Here is a 17,657-nt window from a genome sequence, read left to right as displayed (position 1 = left end):
GGTGAAAGTGATAACTGTACCCGTAACACCGTTTATGCAAAACGCACGCTTTATAACTTGTGAGCATACCGGAAAAAGCGCAATTGTTGACCCAGGTGGCGATGTAGATAAGTTACTTTCGCAACTCAAGCAGCAGAATTTGGATATTGAATTTATTTTATTGACACATGGCCACCTTGATCATGTCGGCGCTGCTGATGAGCTTAAAAAAGCATTAAAGGTTGATATTATCGGACCACACAAAGATGAAAAGTTCTGGTTTGATGCGCTACCGATGCAGTCACAAATGTTTGGCTTTGCGCCAAAACAAGCATTCTATCCTGACCGTTGGCTTGAGGATAAAGAACAGATAAGCCTCGGGAATATGTCATTAGAGGTTTTGCATTGTCCTGGACATACACCAGGACATGTGGTGTTTTATAATCAGGCATCATCACAAGTCTTAGTGGGGGATGTCTTGTTTAGAGGCTCAGTTGGACGCACCGATTTTCCAAAGGGAGATGCGGCGCAATTAAAGCAGTCTATACTTGAGCAGTTATTTAACCTACCTGATGACACTGTCGTGTTGTCAGGGCATGGTGAAAACACAACAATTGGATACGAAAAGCAAAATAACCCATTTGTAAGTGGACGGTTTGGTTAACTAAAGGGGCGGACAAAAGCATTGTCTGCATGTATAATTTTTTCCTCTAGCTTAAAATTAAAGAAAAAACAATGTCATTAAATCAGGTTGATCGCCAAATATTGGCACTATTACAACAAGACGCAAGCCTCTCTACTGCGGAAATAGCTGATAAAGTTGGGCTATCTCAATCACCGTGCTGGCGTCGCATTGCTAAACTAGAGCAAGACGGTTATATCAAAGGCAAAGTTGCTTTATTGGATGAAAAGCAGCTGGGTTTCGATATGTTGGTTTATGCGCATGTGCGCTTGTCGAATCATGGTCGAAGTAATTTGGCTGAATTTGAAAAGCTGATCATGAGTTATGATGAAGTAACCGAGTGCTACACGATGGCTGGAACTATGGATTTTATGTTACGTATCATTTCTCGAGGTATCGAAGGTTATGAACTGTTTGTACGAGACAACTTACTTAATCTTGAGTATGTTCAAGAGGTACATTCTAACGTAACGATGACCTGCGTAAAAAGAACAACCGCATTGCCATTATAAAATAATGCGGCTGCTTGTCATAAAGTCCTAGTCAGCTTCGTCTATAATATTGACATCTAATTTGTTTAAAGCGCTGTATTTTGTTAAAATCCAGCGCTTTTCTGTTCGTTGTAAAAACATGAGGATGTGAATGTTTAATTTAATCAGCAAGGCGCCAAGCTCTGCTAAGAATGACATCTTATCTGGTTTAACCGTGGCGCTTGCCTTGGTTCCAGAAGCGGTTGCATTTGCGTTTGTTGCGCAAGTAGATCCTTTAGTCGGCTTATATGCTGCGTTTATTGTTGGTTTGATTACGTCAATTTTCGGCGGTCGTCCAGGTATGATCTCGGGTGCAACAGGCGCACTAGCCGTGGTAATGGTCAGCTTGGTCGTTGAGCATGGGGTCGAATACTTATTCGCCACGGTACTGTTGATGGGAATACTGCAAGTCTTAGCGGGGGTGTTTAAGCTCGGTAAGTTTATCCGCATGGTGCCTCACCCTGTTATGTTGGGGTTTGTAAATGGTCTGGCAATAGTTATTTTTCTTGCTCAACTGGGTCAATTCAAAGTATCAGATGGCCAAGGTGGCTTAGAATGGATGCAAGGCTTCCCCATGTACATCATGTTAGGCTTGGTTGCTTTAACCATGTTTATTATTCACTTTCTTCCTAAAGTCACGACCGCAATACCATCGTCACTGGCGGCAATTCTGGTCGTTACAGGTTTGGTAATAGGCTTAGATTTAGATACGAGAACAGTACTTGATTACTTAAAGGACATGTCTGGCAATGTAGATGCAACCATTGCTGGTGGCTTCCCTGAGTTCCATATTCCCGTGGTGCCATTTAATTGGGAAACATTCACTATTATTTTCCCTTATGCACTGGTACTTGCTGCGATAGGGTTGATTGAGTCTCTGCTGACGTTGACCTTAATTGATGAAATCACCGAAACCCGTGGCAATAGCAATCGCGAATGTATTGGCCAAGGTGCCGCAAATATGACCTGTGGTGTATTTGGTGCAATGGGTGGCTGTGCAATGATCGGCCAATCTATGATTAACATTAACTCAGGCGGACGCAGCCGGTTGTCTGGTATTACTGCCGCGTTGTTGCTATTGGGCTTTATTTTATTTGCCGCGAGTTTAATTGAAATGATCCCACTGGCTGCGCTAGTTGGTGTAATGTTTATGGTCGTTTTGGGGACGTTTGAGTGGTCAAGCTTCCGACTTATGAGACGCGTACCAAAAACGGATGCATTCGTAATAGTATTAGTATCAGGTGTCACCGTTATCACCGATTTGGCAATTGCTGTGTGTGTCGGTGTCATTGTTTCTGCGCTGGTATTTGCTTGGGAGCATGCTAAGCATATCTATACTAGCAATTATATTGACGACGAAGGGTCCAAGGTTTACGAGTTACATGGCCCACTCTTTTTTGGATCGGTTAAGAATTTTGCTGATTTGTTTGATGTAAATAGTGATCCGAATGATGTCATTATAGAGTTTAAACACAGCCGAGTGGCTGATCATAGCGCCATTGAGGCGATTGATAATCTTGCTGAAAAATATACTAAAGCAGGTAAAACGTTGCATTTATGTCATTTAAGTCAAGATTGTCGGGACTTATTAGAAAAGGCAAAAGACCTTGTTGAAGTGAATGTTATTGAAGACCCTAAATATAAAGTCGCGTCGGATAAACTCGCTTAGAGCATATTATTGAGATAAAAGGGCACTTCGGTGCCCTTTTTTATTTGCGCTGGAATGAAAAAAAACTAGGACCATTTACAGTGATCCACAAAGCAGCACTGAGATATAATCAGAATGTAATATGAGGAGATTAATACACTTTTGAAATGGCAAGCTCTGGTCGATAATCGACAACGTTTTTTTTGGGTGTTACAGATAGCAGGCTGGTTTGGTTACGCACTAGTAAATTATATCGGTTCAAAAGTATTTGAAATGCGTGATATTTACGTGTTTGTAATTGTACTGAATGCGTATGCTGGATGCTTGATGACTGTCCCGCTTAGGTATCTGTATCGAAAAATATGGAACGCATCGCCTTGGGTGTTAATTTTGGTCGTGTTTGGCGCATCTTACGTGACAGGAACTTTATGGGCAGTAGTACAAAAGTTCAATTTGTGGGAAATCTATCGCCATGGTTATCGTCCAGAAGAGTGGTTTTATTACCTGCAACAGGGATTAGATTCAGTTTATATTGTACTTTGTTGGAGTGGCTTATATTTTGGGATCAAATACTATCAGCTACTACAAAGCGAACGCCAAAAAGCGCTCAAAGCGAATACTATGGCACATGAAGCACAGCTTAAAATGCTTCGTTATCAGTTAAATCCACACTTTTTATTTAATACTCTGAATGCCATTTCAACCCTCATTTTGGTTGAAGAAAATAAAGATGCTAATCAAATGGTTGCTAGGCTTAGCGACTTTTTGCGTTATACCCTTAACACCGACCCTATAAAAAAAGTTGCGCTGGAACAAGAGTTACACGCTTTGCAGCTTTATTTAGAAATTGAAAAAGTCCGCTTTGATGAACGCTTGTCTATCGATATTGATGTAAGTGAGGAAGCGAAACAAGCGCTGGTTCCAAGTTTGATATTGCAGCCATTGATTGAAAATTCTATCAAATATGCCATTGCTCATTTATCAGAAGGCGGTAAGCTAGAAATAAAAGCACAAGTTTTCGCCAATGAATTACTATTGGAAGTGGGTGATAATGGTCCAGGAGCTGAGTTAAATAAAGGGCAGCTGCAAAATGCCCAAGGTGTTGGTATAGCAAATACCATAGATAGATTAAAAACGTTGTACGAAAATAATTATTCATTCGTGCTGTCGCACAATGAACCGAGTGGTTTAAAAGTGAATATTCGCGTTCCATTTGAGAAGGCTAAGAAGTAATGAGCAAGATTAAAGCATTGATTGTCGATGACGAACCGTTGGCTAGAAAAGGTTTGGCTGTACGTCTCAAATCGTTTTCACAAGTTGAGGTTGTAGAACTATGTGCAGGCGGGCAACAAGCAATCGACGCGTGTAAGAACCAAGATATAGATTTAGTTTTCTTAGATATCCAAATGCCAGGAATGAATGGATTTGAAGTAGCAAGGGCTTTGAGTGAAAGTGTTAAGCCGTTGCCAGCAATCGTATTTGTGACTGCGTTTGACCAATATGCAGTTCAAGCGTTTGAAATTCATGCCTTGGACTACATTTTAAAACCCGTTGATGACAACAGACTAGAAAAGGCGGTGGAGAAAGTGCAAAGTTATTTAAAAACACAACAAGACAATGTACACAAGAAAAAGCTTGCCAGCTTTGTGGCTGGGATAACAGGAAATAATTGCGAAGAGATCCTGAAAAAGCTTGCCACGGGAGACACCCTAGTCGATAAAAAGTATCCAGAGTCACTAGCAGTGAAGGAACAAGGAGAAATCATTCGCGTCTCAACAGCGTCTATTCAGTGGGTAGATGCGGCTGGTGATTACATGTGCTTGCATTGTAGCGATGGACAAACGCATATCCTTCGTAAGACGATGAAAGAATTGGAACAGGAGCTTGATCCGGCGCTATTTGTGCGTGTTCATCGCTCTGCTATTGTTAATACTAAACAAATTAGCAAACTGGTCACACAAAGCAGTGGTGAGTACTTATTAGTGTTAGATAACGGTCAAGAGCTGAAAGTAAGCCGCAGTTACCGAGATAAAGTAAAAGCGGCATTAGCAAGCTAGACAGCTAATCAGATGTCTAGCTAGATAGGCTTAAACGGTCACAATTTTCATTGTGTTCGTTGCGCCAATTGTTTCCATGGCATCACCATGAGTTAGTATTACCGTGTCGCCTGTTGTTAGCGAGCCTGCTTTAACAAGTGTGTTAAGTGCATCGCGGACCATAGTTTCATCAGAGCATTTAGTAGAATCAAAATACACAGGGTAGACACCACGATATAGTGCAGTTTGGCCCAGTGTGCATTGATGTCTCGATAGCGAGTAGATGGGTAAACCTGAGCTGATACGTGACATAAGTTTAGCTGTTTTGCCTGACTCGGTTAACGCCACAATTGCTTTAACGCTATCTAGGTGATTTGCTGCATACATGGCTGATAAAGCAAGTGTTTCGGAAGTATCCGCAAACATGCTATCTAAACGATGTTTTGATACGTGTACCTCAGGCTGAGACTCGGCACCTAAACAAACCCTAGCCATGGTTGCTACAGTTTCTTCTGGGTAATCACCGGCAGCTGTCTCTGCTGATAGCATTACAGCGTCAGTCCCGTCTAATACGGCGTTAGCAACGTCCATTACTTCAGCACGTGTTGGCATCGGATTATCAATCATCGATTCCATCATTTGTGTTGCTGTAATCACTGTGCGGTTCAGTGAGCGAGCGCGTCGGATGATCAGCTTTTGCTTACCCACCAATGCTGCATCGCCAATCTCAACGCCTAAGTCACCACGGGCAACCATAACGGCATCAGACGCAAGTATTATGTCATCGACCGCTTCTTGTGTTTCAACGGCTTCAGCACGTTCAATTTTTGCAAGCAATTGCGCATTAGACCCTGCTTTCTCTGCTAGAGACCGAACGTAGCGCATGTCGTCTCCACTTCTAGGAAACGAAACAGCGATATAGTCAACGCCAATCTCCGACGCAGTAATTAGGTCTTCTTTGTCTTTTTCAGTAAAAGCTGGTGCGGTTAATCCGCCGCCTAAACGGTTGATACCTTTATTGTTTGAAAGCACACCGCCAACTGTAACTGTTGTATGTACTAAATGGCCCTCAACATTATCAACCGTAAGTTGGATCAGGCCATCATTAAGTAATAATAGATCACCTTTACTCACATCTTGTGGCAATTCTTTGTAGTCGATACCAACTGCATCTACGGTTCCTTGACCCTTTTCCATTTTGGCATCCAGTGTGAACTTGGCGCCAACTTCCAAAGTCACTTTGCCTTCTTTAAAAGTAGAAACTCGGATCTTCGGACCTTGTAGATCAGCTAAGATTGCTACATGCTTACCCAGCTTTTGCGCGATAGTGCGTACCGCTTGTGCACGATCTTTATGATCTTGTGCAACACCATGGGAGAAGTTAAGTCTGACCACATTGGCGCCAGCTTGGATGATTTTTTCTAAATTATTATCTCTATCAGTTGCCGGTCCAAGTGTGGCTACGATTTTTGTGCGTCTAAGCATCAGGATCTCCTGTAGGCCTATATCCATAGGGTTATGTTATTTATACTAATCTTTTACAACATCATTTGTTCGCAAATCAAATCTTTTATCAGACGTATTTGTTGCAAATTACGCTAGTTCGCAAAGAATTACCTCAAAAGGCTTTTTAACGACTAGATTAAATTATATGATCTGTATGACGTCATTATGACACCGGTGTCAGTGTAGGTCAATCACTGATACCGTTGGCAAAAAGTTTACCTGTGAGTGCTTTTTGTACTTTTTCAACAAAGTTTTGCTGCAGACTTCTAGCAAATTCAACACTGTTTGAGCGCTTTTACGAGAGCTTATTGTGATATCGAATGAGTCTTTGCGCATAATTTAGCATCTTAGCTTAGCTGGGGTATAATGACCAAGAAATACAAATACTCACAATATTGTAGTTACCGAGGAGGAAACTAAATGCAAGTTGCATTAGTTGGTTTGGGTGTGATGGGTAAAAACCTCGCGCTGAATCTTATTGAAAAGGGGTTAACATTAGTTGCCTATGATACCAACCCCGACGCAGGCGCTGAGCTAATAAGCTGTGCTCAATCACTGGGCTTGGCCGAGCGTTTACATATAGTTTCAGATCTCGGTGATATGGTTAGGCGCCTTGAGTCGCCACGTTCGATCCTGTTGTTGGTTCCTGCTGGGGAGCTTGTTGATAGGGTGTGTAGCGACCTAATTGAAGCGGGCGTTTCGAAAGAAGATATTATAGTTGATTGCGGTAACAGCAATTACAAAGATGGTATTGCTCGAAAGCTGAAATATCAAAACAAGTTTGAGTTTGCCACGATGGGAATTTCAGGCGGTGCAGAAGGTGCTCGTCATGGTCCTGCAATGATGGCAAGTGGTTCAGAAGGTGGCTGGGAGCGTGTCGAGCCATGGTTTGAGAAAGTAGCCGCTAGTTATAATGGCGAGTCGTGTTTTGCACGAGTAGGTCAGTCAGCCAGTGGTCACTTCGTAAAAATGGTCCACAATGGCATTGAATACGCGCTGATGCAGCTTATTGCTGAAACCTACCAACTGTTGCGCCATGGTACGGGGCGCACGACTAAAGAAGTTGCAGCTATTTTTGAACAGTGGTCGCAAGGCAGCTTGAATAGCTATTTATTATCTATTTCAAGTCATATTCTGAGTCTAGAAACGGAGCACTCAGAGCCACTAGTTGACTTAATTGATAATAAAGTTGGCGCTAAAGGCACTGGGCTTTGGACTGCACAAAATGCCTTAGAGTTGGGTATTGCTGTTCCATCTTTGGTTGCTGCCGTGCAAGCAAGGCATTTAACTAATACGATTGACACCCACGCAGCGAAAGAAATGACGTATGCAAGCAAAGCAACAGTTGCAATCGACGTTGATTTAGAGGAACTAAAAGAAGCATTTTATCTTGCTAGCTTACTGTGTTATCGACAGGGCCTTGCGTTGATAAAAGGGGCATCTCGTGCGCATCAGTGGAAAGTGGATTTAGCCAAAACGCTGCAAACGTGGCGTGCAGGTTGTATTATCCGTGCCGATTACTTAGATGATATTGCACAAGGTGTTGAGTTTATTGACACGTTAGAAAAAGAAGCTAGCTCGCTTCGCAAGGTAACTGGCCTTGCTGTTGCAAGCGGTCTAGCGTTTCCTGTGCTTACTTCAACGCAAACTTATATTGCTACGCTGAGTACACCTAGTAATGGGCATTTAGTTCAAGCTCAGCGTGATTACTTTGGTGAGCATGGAATAAAAACGCACAGTGGTGAGACATGCCATTTAACTGATTTGGTTGAGCTTGACGCTAAAGTGCGTTAATCGAACGGGGATGATAAATGACTAAAAACAGCCGACTTTTTGTCGGCTGTTTTATTTGCATCACTGCGTTATCTCGTCAGCTCTCCGCGCAAGTTATCTTGCATTAAATGCCTGACTGTTTCTAGTTCAAGTTTTTGGCTGAATAAGTAATGTAATTTTGCAATACATGCTTCAAGAGTCATATCAAACCCACTGAGTACACCACTATTGAGCAGTGCATTACCCGTAGCATAACCGCCCATATTAACTTGCCCTTGAATACATTGCGTTAAGTTAATGATGACTACTCCTCGTTCGCTTGCTGCTTTTAGCGATGCAAGAAAATTGGGCTGCTGAGGGGCATTTCCTACTCCAAAGCTTAATAAAATCAACGCTTTTATATTACTGTTAATAACGCTGTTGATGATTTCATCACTGATCCCGGGATAAAGGTATAGTATACCTATAGGCTGGTGAACAACGCTTGTCACACGCAATGCCTGCTCTACGTATGGACTAAGCTTGCCTTCTTTTAACTGAATATTGATACCAGATTGAGCCAATGCTTGTAGATTTGGGGAGGCAAACGCATCAAAGCCATCGGCATGTGCTTTTGTTGCTCTATTACCTCTAAATAATTTGTTGTTGAAAAATAAACTGACCTCAGCAATAGGGTAGTTGGCTGCTAAGTACATGGCGTTAAGTAAGTTTACCTGGCCGTCAGAGCGTAATTGAGATAATGGGATTTGCGAGCCGGTCACAATTACAGGCTTAGTTAAATTTTCAAACATAAATGACAGCGCTGATGCTGTGTATGCCATGGTATCTGTGCCGTGTAGTACCACAAACCCATCATATTGCTCGTATTTAGCCTGAATGTCATCGGCAATCATTTGCCAATGTAGCGGAGACATATCTGAAGAGTCTATCAAAGGACAATATTCGTGGATGTCGAATAAAGGCATTTCTTCTCTTGTGAATTCAGCATTATTTTTCACTGTTTCTGTGAGATAACCTTCGGCTGGGATATAGCCACGACTTGATTGCTTCATACCGATGGTGCCGCCAGTATAAGCGATGTATATTTTTTTTCTTTTCATAAAAAAGCCCAGAATATATTCTGGGCTAAGTATACCAACTGCAGCATCACATTGGCAGTTAGAAAGTCACTTCACAGACTAAGCAGCGCACATATGTACCGCTTGGATCGTTAAATTGATTCAGCACAGACAAGTTTTGTTTTACTTGTGAGGTAATTGGCGATAGGTAGCCACTTGTCAATACACTCATCATCGAGTTGTCAGATGCGCTTGAAAGCATTGACTGTACAGTAGCTGAGCCAAAAATTTGTCTTAGCAGCTGCTCCTTCTCAGATAGTTCTTGTTCAATCGTGATAACGTCATAGAAGTCTAGATTAGCAAGCTTAGCCGCTGCTTCAATCGCATCTTGCTTATAACCTAAATTATCTATTAGGCCAAACTCTTTAGCTTGCGTAGCAGTCCAAACGCGGCCCTGTGCAACCTTATCCACGGCAGCTTTATCCATATTGCGCTCTTTAGCGACAAGAGAAATGAACTTGTCATAGGAGTTCTCAACGCTTAACTGATAAATATCTTTAATTTGCGGGTCAACACCACGTGCAATAGACACTGAATTGAGTTCTGTCGTTGATACTCCGTCTGAGTGGATCCCCAACTCTTTTAGTGAATTCTCGAAGGTTAAGATAGCACCAAATACCCCTATAGAGCCTGTAATTGTGCTTGGTGCAGCCCAGATCTCATTAGCTGATGCTGCTATCCAATAACCACCCGAAGCGGCGACTGAACCCATTGAAGCAATAACTGGTTTACCTGCCGCTTTAATAGCTAACACCTCATTACGGATTGTTTCTGATGCAAACATACTACCGCCACCAGAATCTATGCGTAATACAACGGCTTTTACTTTATCGTTGAGGCGTGCTTTTTTCAGTAGCGCTGCTGTAGAGTCGCCACCAATTTTCCCTGCTTTACGTTTCCCATCTTCTATTGCACCACGAGCGACTATCACTGCAACTTTTTCAGACACTGGGTTTGCAAATTTAACGGGTGGCTTGATCATATCAAGGTATTTGTAAAATGAGATTTGTTTAAAGGTTTTACCACTACTATCGTAGCCAACCAGCTCAATAAGTTCAGATTGTAGTTGTTGGTCTGTTTTAAGCTCATCAACCCAACCATTCGTAAGCGCATATTGTGCAAAATCACCCTGAACCGCTTGAATTTTAGCTTGATAGCTATCAAGTGTTTCATCAAAGTTATCAAGTTCAAACTGGCGTGCTTCACTGATCTCGGTTTTATATTGTTGCCAAAGTTCACTTAACCATAAGCGGTTGGCTTCTTTTGCTGCGTCAGACATATCGTTGCGAATAAGTGGCTCTATGGCTGATTTGTACGTGCCAACGCGAAAAATATGAGGAGTTACTTTAAGCTTGTCTAACGCATCTTTGAAATACATGGGATAAGAAGCAAAGCCTTTAATTTTAATACCACCATATGGGTGTAAAGAAATGGTGTCTGCGTGCGCGGCTAAATAGTACTGAGCTTGCGAATAGTATGCACCATGAGCAATAACCTTTTTGTCAGCAGCTTTAAATTCATCGATTGCCTGGGTGATAACTTCAAGTTTATCTAAGTGTCCGCCGTATAGATTTTCTAAATCAAGCCACAGTACCTGTATTTTGTCATCTTGCGCCGCACGGCGAATTACCTGCAAGACGTCGTCAAGTAATATCTCGTTGGGTTGATCGCCGTTATCTTGCAAGTCTTTAAGTGCGGCATCAAGAGGGTCGACATATGTCAGCTCTTCAACTAAAAAACCATTTAGATTAAGGCGTAATACGCTGTTGTCTGATACGGTTATTTTTTCATCACTACTGAACGCCGCGATAAGTGCAGCAACGATAATGACGAAAAACACCAAGTTTAATATTAATCGGCGTGAGAAGTTCAGGCCATGCCATAAGGCTTTAAAAAATTTACCAATCAGATTCAAAATTAATCCCCAAAAACAACTGCGACTATCATATTCATTTATCATAACTCAGTTTGAATTGCTGTGTTACCACAAAAACGTAACGAAGTATTTAAACTTTACTGGTTGGCTGAAAAATGCTCAATCTAACTGTTATATATAGGGTTTACGTATGCTCATCAGTGGTAAATAGTTAAATTAAAAGCACTGATGCTTGCTAATTTGAAAAAAATTGTTAATGTTGCACAGGTTAGACCAGTTAAATGGGGCAGGTAATGTTAGAAAAACAATTAGAATTAAAACACACGACGCTAAGAAACCGTTTAGTGATGGGTTCGATGCATACAGGATTGGAAGAAGGTTGGCATAATAGAAAAAGGCTGAGTGCGTTTTATGAAGCCAGAGCCAAAGGTGGCACTGGTATGCTAATTACTGGCGGTTATAGCCCAAATTTGCGTGGCAAATTGACCCCTATCTCATCATCGTTCAACTCATTATATGATGTGATTAAACACAAAGCGTATACCAATGCAGTACACAAACATGGTGCCAAAATTTGTTTGCAATTGTTGCATGCAGGGCGTTATGCCTACCATCCATTTAACGTGGCGCCGAGTGCAATTAAAGCACCGATTAACCCATACAAACCCAAAGCAATGTCAAAAGGTATGATTAGAAGTACCATCAAAGACTTTGCTCATTCAGCTAAATTAGCTGAAAAGGCAGGGTATGATGGTGTGGAAATTATGGGTTCCGAAGGTTATCTCATTAATGAATTTATGGCGAACCATACAAACAAGCGCGATGACGAATATGGTGGTACGTTAGAAAATCGAATGCGTTTAGCTGTTGAGATTGTAAAAGCAGTGCGCAGCGCAGTGTCTGAACAATTTATGATCATCTTTAGACTCTCAGTAATGGACTTAATCCCCGATGGCTCGACACCTGACGAAGTAACACAGCAAGCTAAAGCGCTGCAAGCCGCAGGAGTTGATATTTTAAATACTGGAATTGGGTGGCATGAAGCTCGTGTACCAACCATCGCCAGTATGGTGCCACCGGGCACGTTTAAAGAAGCGTCCAAACGTTTAAAGGATGTGGTTGATATACCTGTTATCGCGGTTAACCGCATTAACACACCAGACATCGCTAATGATATCTTAAACAGCCAAGAGGCAGATTTGATTTCGATGGCTCGACCGTTATTGGCAGATCCTGAATTTTTTAATAAGTATGCAGCAAATCACAGCGAACAAATTAATATCTGTATTGGCTGTAATCAGGGCTGTTTGGACCATGTGTTTAAAAATAAACGCGCGACGTGTTTGGTCAACCCTCAGGCGGGTTATGAATTAGACTATCCACTAGAGAAAGCCAAAAATAAAAAACGCGTGCTAGTTGTTGGCGCGGGTCCTGCGGGTTTGTCAGCGGGTTACTATTTGGCAACCAAAGGGCATGAGGTCAGAATTATCGATAAAAACGCTGAGCCAGGCGGCCAATTTAACTTAGCGATGCGGATCCCCGGTAAAGAAGACTTCAAAAAAACATTGGCTTACTACTTATCAGAATTGTCAAGACTGAAAGTTAACATCGAGCTTAATACGCCGTATGAAGATACGATGTCTAATGAATATGACGATGTCGTGTTTGCAACAGGTGTAAGTCCGAGGCAATCAAAAATAGAGTGTACTGATGGTAAGCGTGTGTTTGCTTATGATGAGGTCATTCGCAGAGATGTCGAATTGGGAGATAAAATTGCTATTCTAGGTGCTGGTGGAATAGGTTTTGACATGGTTGCTTTTTTAGCTGAAAAGCCTGAGCAGTCAATAGATGAATTTAAACACCATTGGGGCATAGAATGTGAACCGCAACCAATAAGAGATCCTAGACAGCTTTATATGTTAAAACGCAGTGCCGGTCGCTTTGGTAGTGATCTTGGTAAAACTACAGGGTGGATCCATCGTCAAGTCGCTAAGCAGCATGGTGTAGAGCAAATAGCTGAGTGTGAGTATCTTGCGTTCTCTAATAAGGGCTTGTTGATAAAACAAGCCGGAGAAGAGAAACTGCTAGACGTTGACACCGTGATCGCTTGTATCGGCCAAGTATCAAATGATCAGCTGTTCGACAAAGAGAGTTTGCCAGCAAATCATCATGTTATAGGTGGGGCAAAATTGGCCAGCGCCATTGATGCTAAGCGCGCGATTTACGAAGCATTACAAGCAGCGCGTTTGATTTAAGCATTACTAATTGAATTTAATTTGCAATAAACAAAAGCTTAGAGCGGTCTAGACTAGTTATCATTATCCATGAATTATTAGATAGGCCGCAGATGTTTCATACCTTTTATAAATTATACCACTCACTCTTTTCAAAAATACGCCTGCTCGATGGGTTACCTGCATTATGTATGAGGTTAATCGTTGCTCCTGTAATGATCATAGCAGGTTACAACAAGCTCAATATTGCCAATGATGATATTGGCTTTCCTAGTAATTTATTGGCAGACCAAAATGTTGTCGCATGGTTTGGAAACGATCAGTGGGGTTTAGGGCTTCCTTTTCCTGATCTGCTGGCATTTTTAGCTGGTTGGAGTGAGTTTTTAGGCGGCTGGCTACTGCTAGTTGGTTTGTTTACTCGCTTGGTTAGTATTCCTTTGTTGTTCACTATGTTTGTTGCAGCGACCACGGTTCATTGGCACAACGGCTGGTTTTCAGTCGCACCGAGTAATCCACAAACAAGTGCGGCTAAGGTGTTTGACTGGTTGGGTGTGCCCAGTGCTCAAGATAGTTTACAAAACAGTGACCAAGTAGCGGAACGCTTAGATAAAATTAAGTCACTGGTTGAGACGCATGGCTACCCAGAATATTTGTATGAAAAAGGTAGCGTTGTAATTCTCAACAATGGCATCGAGTTTGCTGCTATTTATTTTGTTATGTTGTTAAGCTTGCTCTTCACCAGTGGTGGACGCTTTGTCAGTATTGATTATTGGATAAAGACGTATATTGATAACAAGAAGTTTGAAAATTAAAGAAAAAGTGCGTCATAGATAGATGATAAATGTTTACGATGGTATTCTCTTGGCAATAAAAAATAGATTTTAAGGTAATAAAAAATGGATGCCATCGAATTACTTACAACCCGCCAGTCAGACAGTAATTTGTCTTATCCGGGTCCTTCTGCTGAGCAACTTGAAGTAATAAAAAAAGCTGCGCTTAAGGTGCCGGACCATGGCGGTTTAAAACCTTGGCGGTTTATTATTGTAAAAGATGATGCGCGCGATAAACTGGGCGAAATTTACTATCAAGCTGCGGTAGCAGAAAAGCAAGACGAGCGAACAATCAGCCGCGCTAAGGCGTTACCTCAGCGCGCACCGATGATTATTATTGCCGTTTCTCCTTATCAAGAACATCCAAAAGTTCCGCGTATTGAACAAATTGAAAGTGCTGCATGTAGCGTGTTTGCAATGCAACAGGCGGCGTTTGCTCAGCGTTTATCAGGCGTTTGGAGAACGGGCTATTTTGCACAAAGCTCAACAGTAAAAACTCTGCTAGGGTTAAATGAGCAGGACGAAATTGTAGGATATCTATACTTGGGCACACCAACGGTTGACTGCACAAAACCTGTTAGACACAAGCCTGAGACATTTTTTACAGAACTATAAGGGTAACCGCTATGTCACTTCATGTTATTGAACATCCGTTGGTGCAACATAAATTAGCGCTACTACGAGAGTACGGGATTAGCACTAAGAGTTTTCGAGAGCTAGTCAGCGAAATTGGCACCTTACTTACCTATGAAGCCACCAAAGATTTACCATTGCAAGCCAATAATATAAAGGGCTGGCAAGGTGACGAGTTAGAGGTAAACAAACTGCAGGGTAAAAAAATCACGGTAGTGCCTATCTTACGTGCAGGTTTGGGCATGATGGATGGGGTGATGGAGCTGATCCCTTCCGCAAAAGTGAGTGTTGTGGGATTACAAAGAAACGAAGAAACGCTTGAGCCAGTACCATATTTTGAAAAACTAGTAGGTAAAATAGAGCAGCGATTAAGTTTGGTGATTGACCCAATGCTGGCAACAGGCGGCTCTATGATCGCGACCATTGACATGCTAAAAAGTGCTGGCTGTACACATATTAAAGCAATCGTTTTGGTGGCAGCACCAGAAGGGGTTAAAGCAACTTTAGATGCACATCCAGATATTGAGATTTATACGGCGGCGCTGGATAGTCATTTAAATGAGCATGGTTATATTGTGCCAGGCTTGGGTGACGCTGGAGATAAAATTTTTGGTACAGTTTAATTTACGTATGGCACGGCTATGGATAGAGATACTAAATGATGCAATGTAAGTTAGTTGATGTGTTTAGTAAGCATAAATTGCAAGGCAATGGTTTAACCATTTTTTATGATTATGAAGCTCTTAGCACTAAGCAGATGCAAGCCTGGACGCGAGAGATGCGTCAATTTGAATCTATATTTGTGGATATGCAAAGTAAACCATATCGAGCCCATATTTTTACCATGGAAGAAGAGCTTGATTTTGCAGGGCACCCTCTACTGGGGCTTGCTTATCATCTGCATGAAAGTATTGGTAAAAAAGATGGGCAATGCCATTGGTCTATTGCACTAAATCACACGGTGGTAGAGCTTTCGAGTGTTTGGGAAGGCAAGTACTTCAAAGCGTCAATGCACCAAGGCGTGCCTAAACTTATTACGACCCTAAGCTCAGCACAGGCGGAGCCGTTTTATGAAGCACTCGGTATTGGCCAGCTACAACCCCATGATTATCCTGCGCAAGTGATAAGCACAGGACTGCCTTATTTGGTTGTGCCCATTGAACATGGTTTGAGTAAAGTGGTATTTAAAACAACAGAGCTTGAAACTATGCTCGAGAAGTACCATGCGAAATTTTTATATCTAATTGATATTAATAATTTTGAAGGTCGAACGTGGGATAACCGAGGCTCTGTTGAGGACATTGCTACGGGCAGTGCAGCAGGGCCTGTTGCGGTGTATTTATTTGAACACGGTTTAACAACCAGTAAAAAGGTAACGATTAAGCAAGGCCGCTTTGTTGATAGACCAAGTGAAATAGACGTTGAGCTTGTTTGCAATGAAGATCATATAGCAGATGTGATTGTCAGCGGATATGTGACCAAAGTGGGTTCTTTTACTCCTGAATGACAGCTAACTTCATAAGTATGAAAGTGACTTTGATTAAGTATGTATTACGTCTCTTAACCTGGCCCGCAGCCTTTGTTTGGTTTGGCATAAGCTTAGTGAGCATATGGGTTTTTCTTCGCGATTTAGACTTAAGTATTGCAGCTGTTTTAAGTCTTGTTTTCGCTATAGTGGGTTTGTTTTCTTTGTTGGTTATGTCGGTTAGTGCCCTGAAATATCCAGAGATTTCTTTATTCCATATTGTCGTGTCTCAGCTTGGATGCGCTGTATTGGGTTTTGTGATGTATCAGGGGCTATTTAATGAACCCATTATGGTGCTCAGCGGACTATCTTTGCTGCTTGCATGCTGTGTTGTGAGTGTTGATTTCATTCTGACACGTTTGAAATAAATTCGCTAAGTGGCAAAGCGGCAAGCTCTAAATTTGTATATTTAGGAATTTAGGACGCTCAAAATGGTCAGCTGAGGGGCAAAGACTCTTTTTATACCACTTAGGCCAATAGACTTTATCAATCCGCTTTCTTCTTAGTATCGCAGTGTAGATGCCGGTAAATTTTGAGCGTTTTGCCACCTATCCAATATCCGTAACACATGTCCTTTACTTAAAGTTATCTTAAAGTTGTAGCGTGGTCGCACAGTTATGAAGTAGCAGCCAAGAGGAGTTATTTATGTGGGATGAAAGGTACAACTCAAAGCCGTATGTTTTTGGAACACGCCCCAATGACTTTTTAAAAGATAAGGTCCAGTCACTACCTGAAGGAAGAATACTCAGCCTAGCGAAGGGAGAGGGCCGTAATGCTGTATGTCTTGCTCGGTTGGCTATAAAGTTACAAGGGTTGATAGCTCAGCAGTCGGTTTAGAAAAGGCACACAAACTTGCAAGACTTCATGGTGTGTCAATTGAGTGCACTCTGATTTGGCCGAGTTCGAGTTCTTTGAAAATCAATGGCATGGCATCATTGCAATATTTAGCCCTTTATCATCATCAATACAAAAATTGGTGTCCCAACATGCACAGAGAGGGTTGTTAAGTGGTGGTGTGTTTTTAACGGAATCTTGTATCCCTAAACAACTTAGTTACGGCGGCGGGACTGTATTGATACCATGCAAACTAAAAACACTTTGCAACAGGCGTTGCCAAACCTTGAGTTTAGTCACTTATTGGAGCAGGAAAGAGAAGTTGTTGAAAGGGTCTATCACGCGATGTGCTTCAAGGTATTGCGGGAAAACATTATTAGGAGACTGTACAGATTTGTATTTACCATAATAATTACTAACTACAAGGTTTATACAATAGTTGGCGAGTTTTTT

The 17,657-nt window shown here is 41.8% G+C and carries 16 protein-coding genes; 13 read left to right on the top strand and 3 right to left on the bottom strand.

What is annotated here, in order from left to right:
• Position 1 precedes the first annotated feature (1 nt).
• The 5 genes from GDK41_RS09450 (at position 2) to GDK41_RS09430 (ending at position 4,896) form a co-directional block, all read left to right on the top strand.
• The gene (locus GDK41_RS09450) at positions 2 to 643 is read left to right on the top strand and encodes an MBL fold metallo-hydrolase (RefSeq protein ID WP_152086176.1); all 642 of its coding nucleotides are present in this window, start codon (positions 2 to 4) and stop codon (positions 641 to 643) included.
• Between the two features lie 71 nt (positions 644 to 714).
• Positions 715 to 1,173, top strand: coding sequence for an Lrp/AsnC family transcriptional regulator (locus GDK41_RS09445; protein ID WP_152086175.1), 459 nt, complete (start codon positions 715 to 717; stop codon positions 1,171 to 1,173).
• Between the two features lie 130 nt (positions 1,174 to 1,303).
• Positions 1,304 to 2,860, top strand: a complete 1,557-nt coding sequence (locus GDK41_RS09440; RefSeq protein WP_152086174.1) for a SulP family inorganic anion transporter — start codon at positions 1,304 to 1,306, stop codon at positions 2,858 to 2,860.
• A gap of 141 nt (positions 2,861 to 3,001) precedes the next feature.
• A complete protein-coding gene (locus GDK41_RS09435) occupies positions 3,002 to 4,072 on the top strand; it encodes a sensor histidine kinase (RefSeq protein WP_152086173.1) in 1,071 nt (356 codons plus the stop codon).
• Positions 4,072 to 4,896, top strand: coding sequence for a LytR/AlgR family response regulator transcription factor (locus GDK41_RS09430; RefSeq protein WP_152086172.1), 825 nt, complete (start codon positions 4,072 to 4,074; stop codon positions 4,894 to 4,896). Before GDK41_RS09435 ends, GDK41_RS09430 begins: the two co-directional genes overlap by 1 nt.
• Positions 4,897 to 4,926: 30 nt before the next feature.
• Here GDK41_RS09430 and pyk read toward each other — a convergent pair whose 3' ends face one another.
• On the bottom strand, positions 4,927 to 6,360 hold the full coding sequence (gene pyk, locus GDK41_RS09425; RefSeq protein ID WP_152086171.1) for a pyruvate kinase: 1,434 nt from the start codon (positions 6,358 to 6,360) through the stop codon (positions 4,927 to 4,929).
• A 441-nt stretch (positions 6,361 to 6,801) separates the two neighbouring features.
• On the opposite strand from pyk, the gene gndA reads away from it, so the two are divergent.
• Positions 6,802 to 8,175, top strand: a complete 1,374-nt coding sequence (gene gndA, locus GDK41_RS09420) for an NADP-dependent phosphogluconate dehydrogenase (RefSeq protein ID WP_152086170.1) — start codon at positions 6,802 to 6,804, stop codon at positions 8,173 to 8,175.
• A 68-nt stretch (positions 8,176 to 8,243) separates the two neighbouring features.
• On the opposite strand, the gene ansA is transcribed toward gndA, so the two are convergent.
• Together ansA and sppA are read right to left on the bottom strand one after the other, a co-directional pair.
• Positions 8,244 to 9,254, bottom strand: a complete 1,011-nt coding sequence (gene ansA / locus GDK41_RS09415) for an asparaginase (RefSeq protein WP_152086169.1) — start codon at positions 9,252 to 9,254, stop codon at positions 8,244 to 8,246.
• 58 nt (positions 9,255 to 9,312) lie between these two features.
• The gene (sppA, locus tag GDK41_RS09410) at positions 9,313 to 11,232 is read right to left on the bottom strand and encodes a signal peptide peptidase SppA (RefSeq protein ID WP_442960188.1); all 1,920 of its coding nucleotides are present in this window, start codon (positions 11,230 to 11,232) and stop codon (positions 9,313 to 9,315) included.
• Between the two features lie 209 nt (positions 11,233 to 11,441).
• Here sppA and GDK41_RS09405 point away from each other — a divergent pair, with 209 nt between their 5' ends.
• The 7 genes from GDK41_RS09405 (at position 11,442) to GDK41_RS20315 (ending at position 17,207) form a co-directional block, all read left to right on the top strand.
• A complete protein-coding gene (locus GDK41_RS09405; RefSeq protein ID WP_152086168.1) occupies positions 11,442 to 13,403 on the top strand; it encodes an FAD-dependent oxidoreductase in 1,962 nt (653 codons plus the stop codon).
• Between the two features lie 92 nt (positions 13,404 to 13,495).
• On the top strand, positions 13,496 to 14,194 hold the full coding sequence (locus tag GDK41_RS09400; RefSeq protein ID WP_152086167.1) for an HvfX family Cu-binding RiPP maturation protein: 699 nt from the start codon (positions 13,496 to 13,498) through the stop codon (positions 14,192 to 14,194).
• 84 nt (positions 14,195 to 14,278) lie between these two features.
• Positions 14,279 to 14,827 carry an NAD(P)H nitroreductase gene (locus tag GDK41_RS09395; protein WP_152086166.1) on the top strand — a complete coding sequence of 183 codons (549 nt, stop codon included), beginning with the start codon at positions 14,279 to 14,281 and terminating at the stop codon, positions 14,825 to 14,827.
• A gap of 11 nt (positions 14,828 to 14,838) precedes the next feature.
• The gene (gene upp, locus GDK41_RS09390; protein ID WP_152086165.1) at positions 14,839 to 15,468 is read left to right on the top strand and encodes a uracil phosphoribosyltransferase; all 630 of its coding nucleotides are present in this window, start codon (positions 14,839 to 14,841) and stop codon (positions 15,466 to 15,468) included.
• Positions 15,469 to 15,503: 35 nt separating this feature from the next.
• Entirely contained in the window at positions 15,504 to 16,352 is an 849-nt protein-coding gene (locus GDK41_RS09385) for a PhzF family phenazine biosynthesis protein (protein WP_197739482.1), read from the top strand.
• 95 nt (positions 16,353 to 16,447) lie between these two features.
• The gene (locus tag GDK41_RS09380; RefSeq protein ID WP_152086164.1) at positions 16,448 to 16,738 is read left to right on the top strand and encodes a hypothetical protein; all 291 of its coding nucleotides are present in this window, start codon (positions 16,448 to 16,450) and stop codon (positions 16,736 to 16,738) included.
• A 277-nt stretch (positions 16,739 to 17,015) separates the two neighbouring features.
• A complete protein-coding gene (locus tag GDK41_RS20315) occupies positions 17,016 to 17,207 on the top strand; it encodes a hypothetical protein (RefSeq protein ID WP_197739481.1) in 192 nt (63 codons plus the stop codon).
• The last annotated feature ends 450 nt before the right edge of the window (positions 17,208 to 17,657 follow it).

Source organism: Pseudoalteromonas sp. A25 (assembly GCF_009176705.1).
GTDB lineage: Bacteria > Pseudomonadota > Gammaproteobacteria > Enterobacterales > Alteromonadaceae > Pseudoalteromonas.
Note: the sequence above shows the minus strand (reverse complement) of the source record. Positions and strands in the feature narration are given on the sequence as shown.

Coding starts and splice junctions, on each gene's coding strand:
- GDK41_RS09445 (WP_152086175.1), top strand. CDS start 715: ATGTCATTAAATCAGGTTGATCGCCAAATATTGGCACTATTACAACAA.
- GDK41_RS09440 (WP_152086174.1), top strand. CDS start 1,304: ATGTTTAATTTAATCAGCAAGGCGCCAAGCTCTGCTAAGAATGACATC.
- GDK41_RS09430 (WP_152086172.1), top strand. CDS start 4,072: ATGAGCAAGATTAAAGCATTGATTGTCGATGACGAACCGTTGGCTAGA.
- pyk (WP_152086171.1), bottom strand. CDS start 6,360: ATGCTTAGACGCACAAAAATCGTAGCCACACTTGGACCGGCAACTGAT.
- gndA (WP_152086170.1), top strand. CDS start 6,802: ATGCAAGTTGCATTAGTTGGTTTGGGTGTGATGGGTAAAAACCTCGCG.
- ansA (WP_152086169.1), bottom strand. CDS start 9,254: ATGAAAAGAAAAAAAATATACATCGCTTATACTGGCGGCACCATCGGT.
- sppA (WP_442960188.1), bottom strand. CDS start 11,232: ATGATAAATGAATATGATAGTCGCAGTTGTTTTTGGGGATTAATTTTG.
- GDK41_RS09405 (WP_152086168.1), top strand. CDS start 11,442: ATGTTAGAAAAACAATTAGAATTAAAACACACGACGCTAAGAAACCGT.
- GDK41_RS09400 (WP_152086167.1), top strand. CDS start 13,496: ATGTTTCATACCTTTTATAAATTATACCACTCACTCTTTTCAAAAATA.
- GDK41_RS09395 (WP_152086166.1), top strand. CDS start 14,279: ATGGATGCCATCGAATTACTTACAACCCGCCAGTCAGACAGTAATTTG.
- upp (WP_152086165.1), top strand. CDS start 14,839: ATGTCACTTCATGTTATTGAACATCCGTTGGTGCAACATAAATTAGCG.
- GDK41_RS09385 (WP_197739482.1), top strand. CDS start 15,504: ATGATGCAATGTAAGTTAGTTGATGTGTTTAGTAAGCATAAATTGCAA.
- GDK41_RS20315 (WP_197739481.1), top strand. CDS start 17,016: ATGTGGGATGAAAGGTACAACTCAAAGCCGTATGTTTTTGGAACACGC.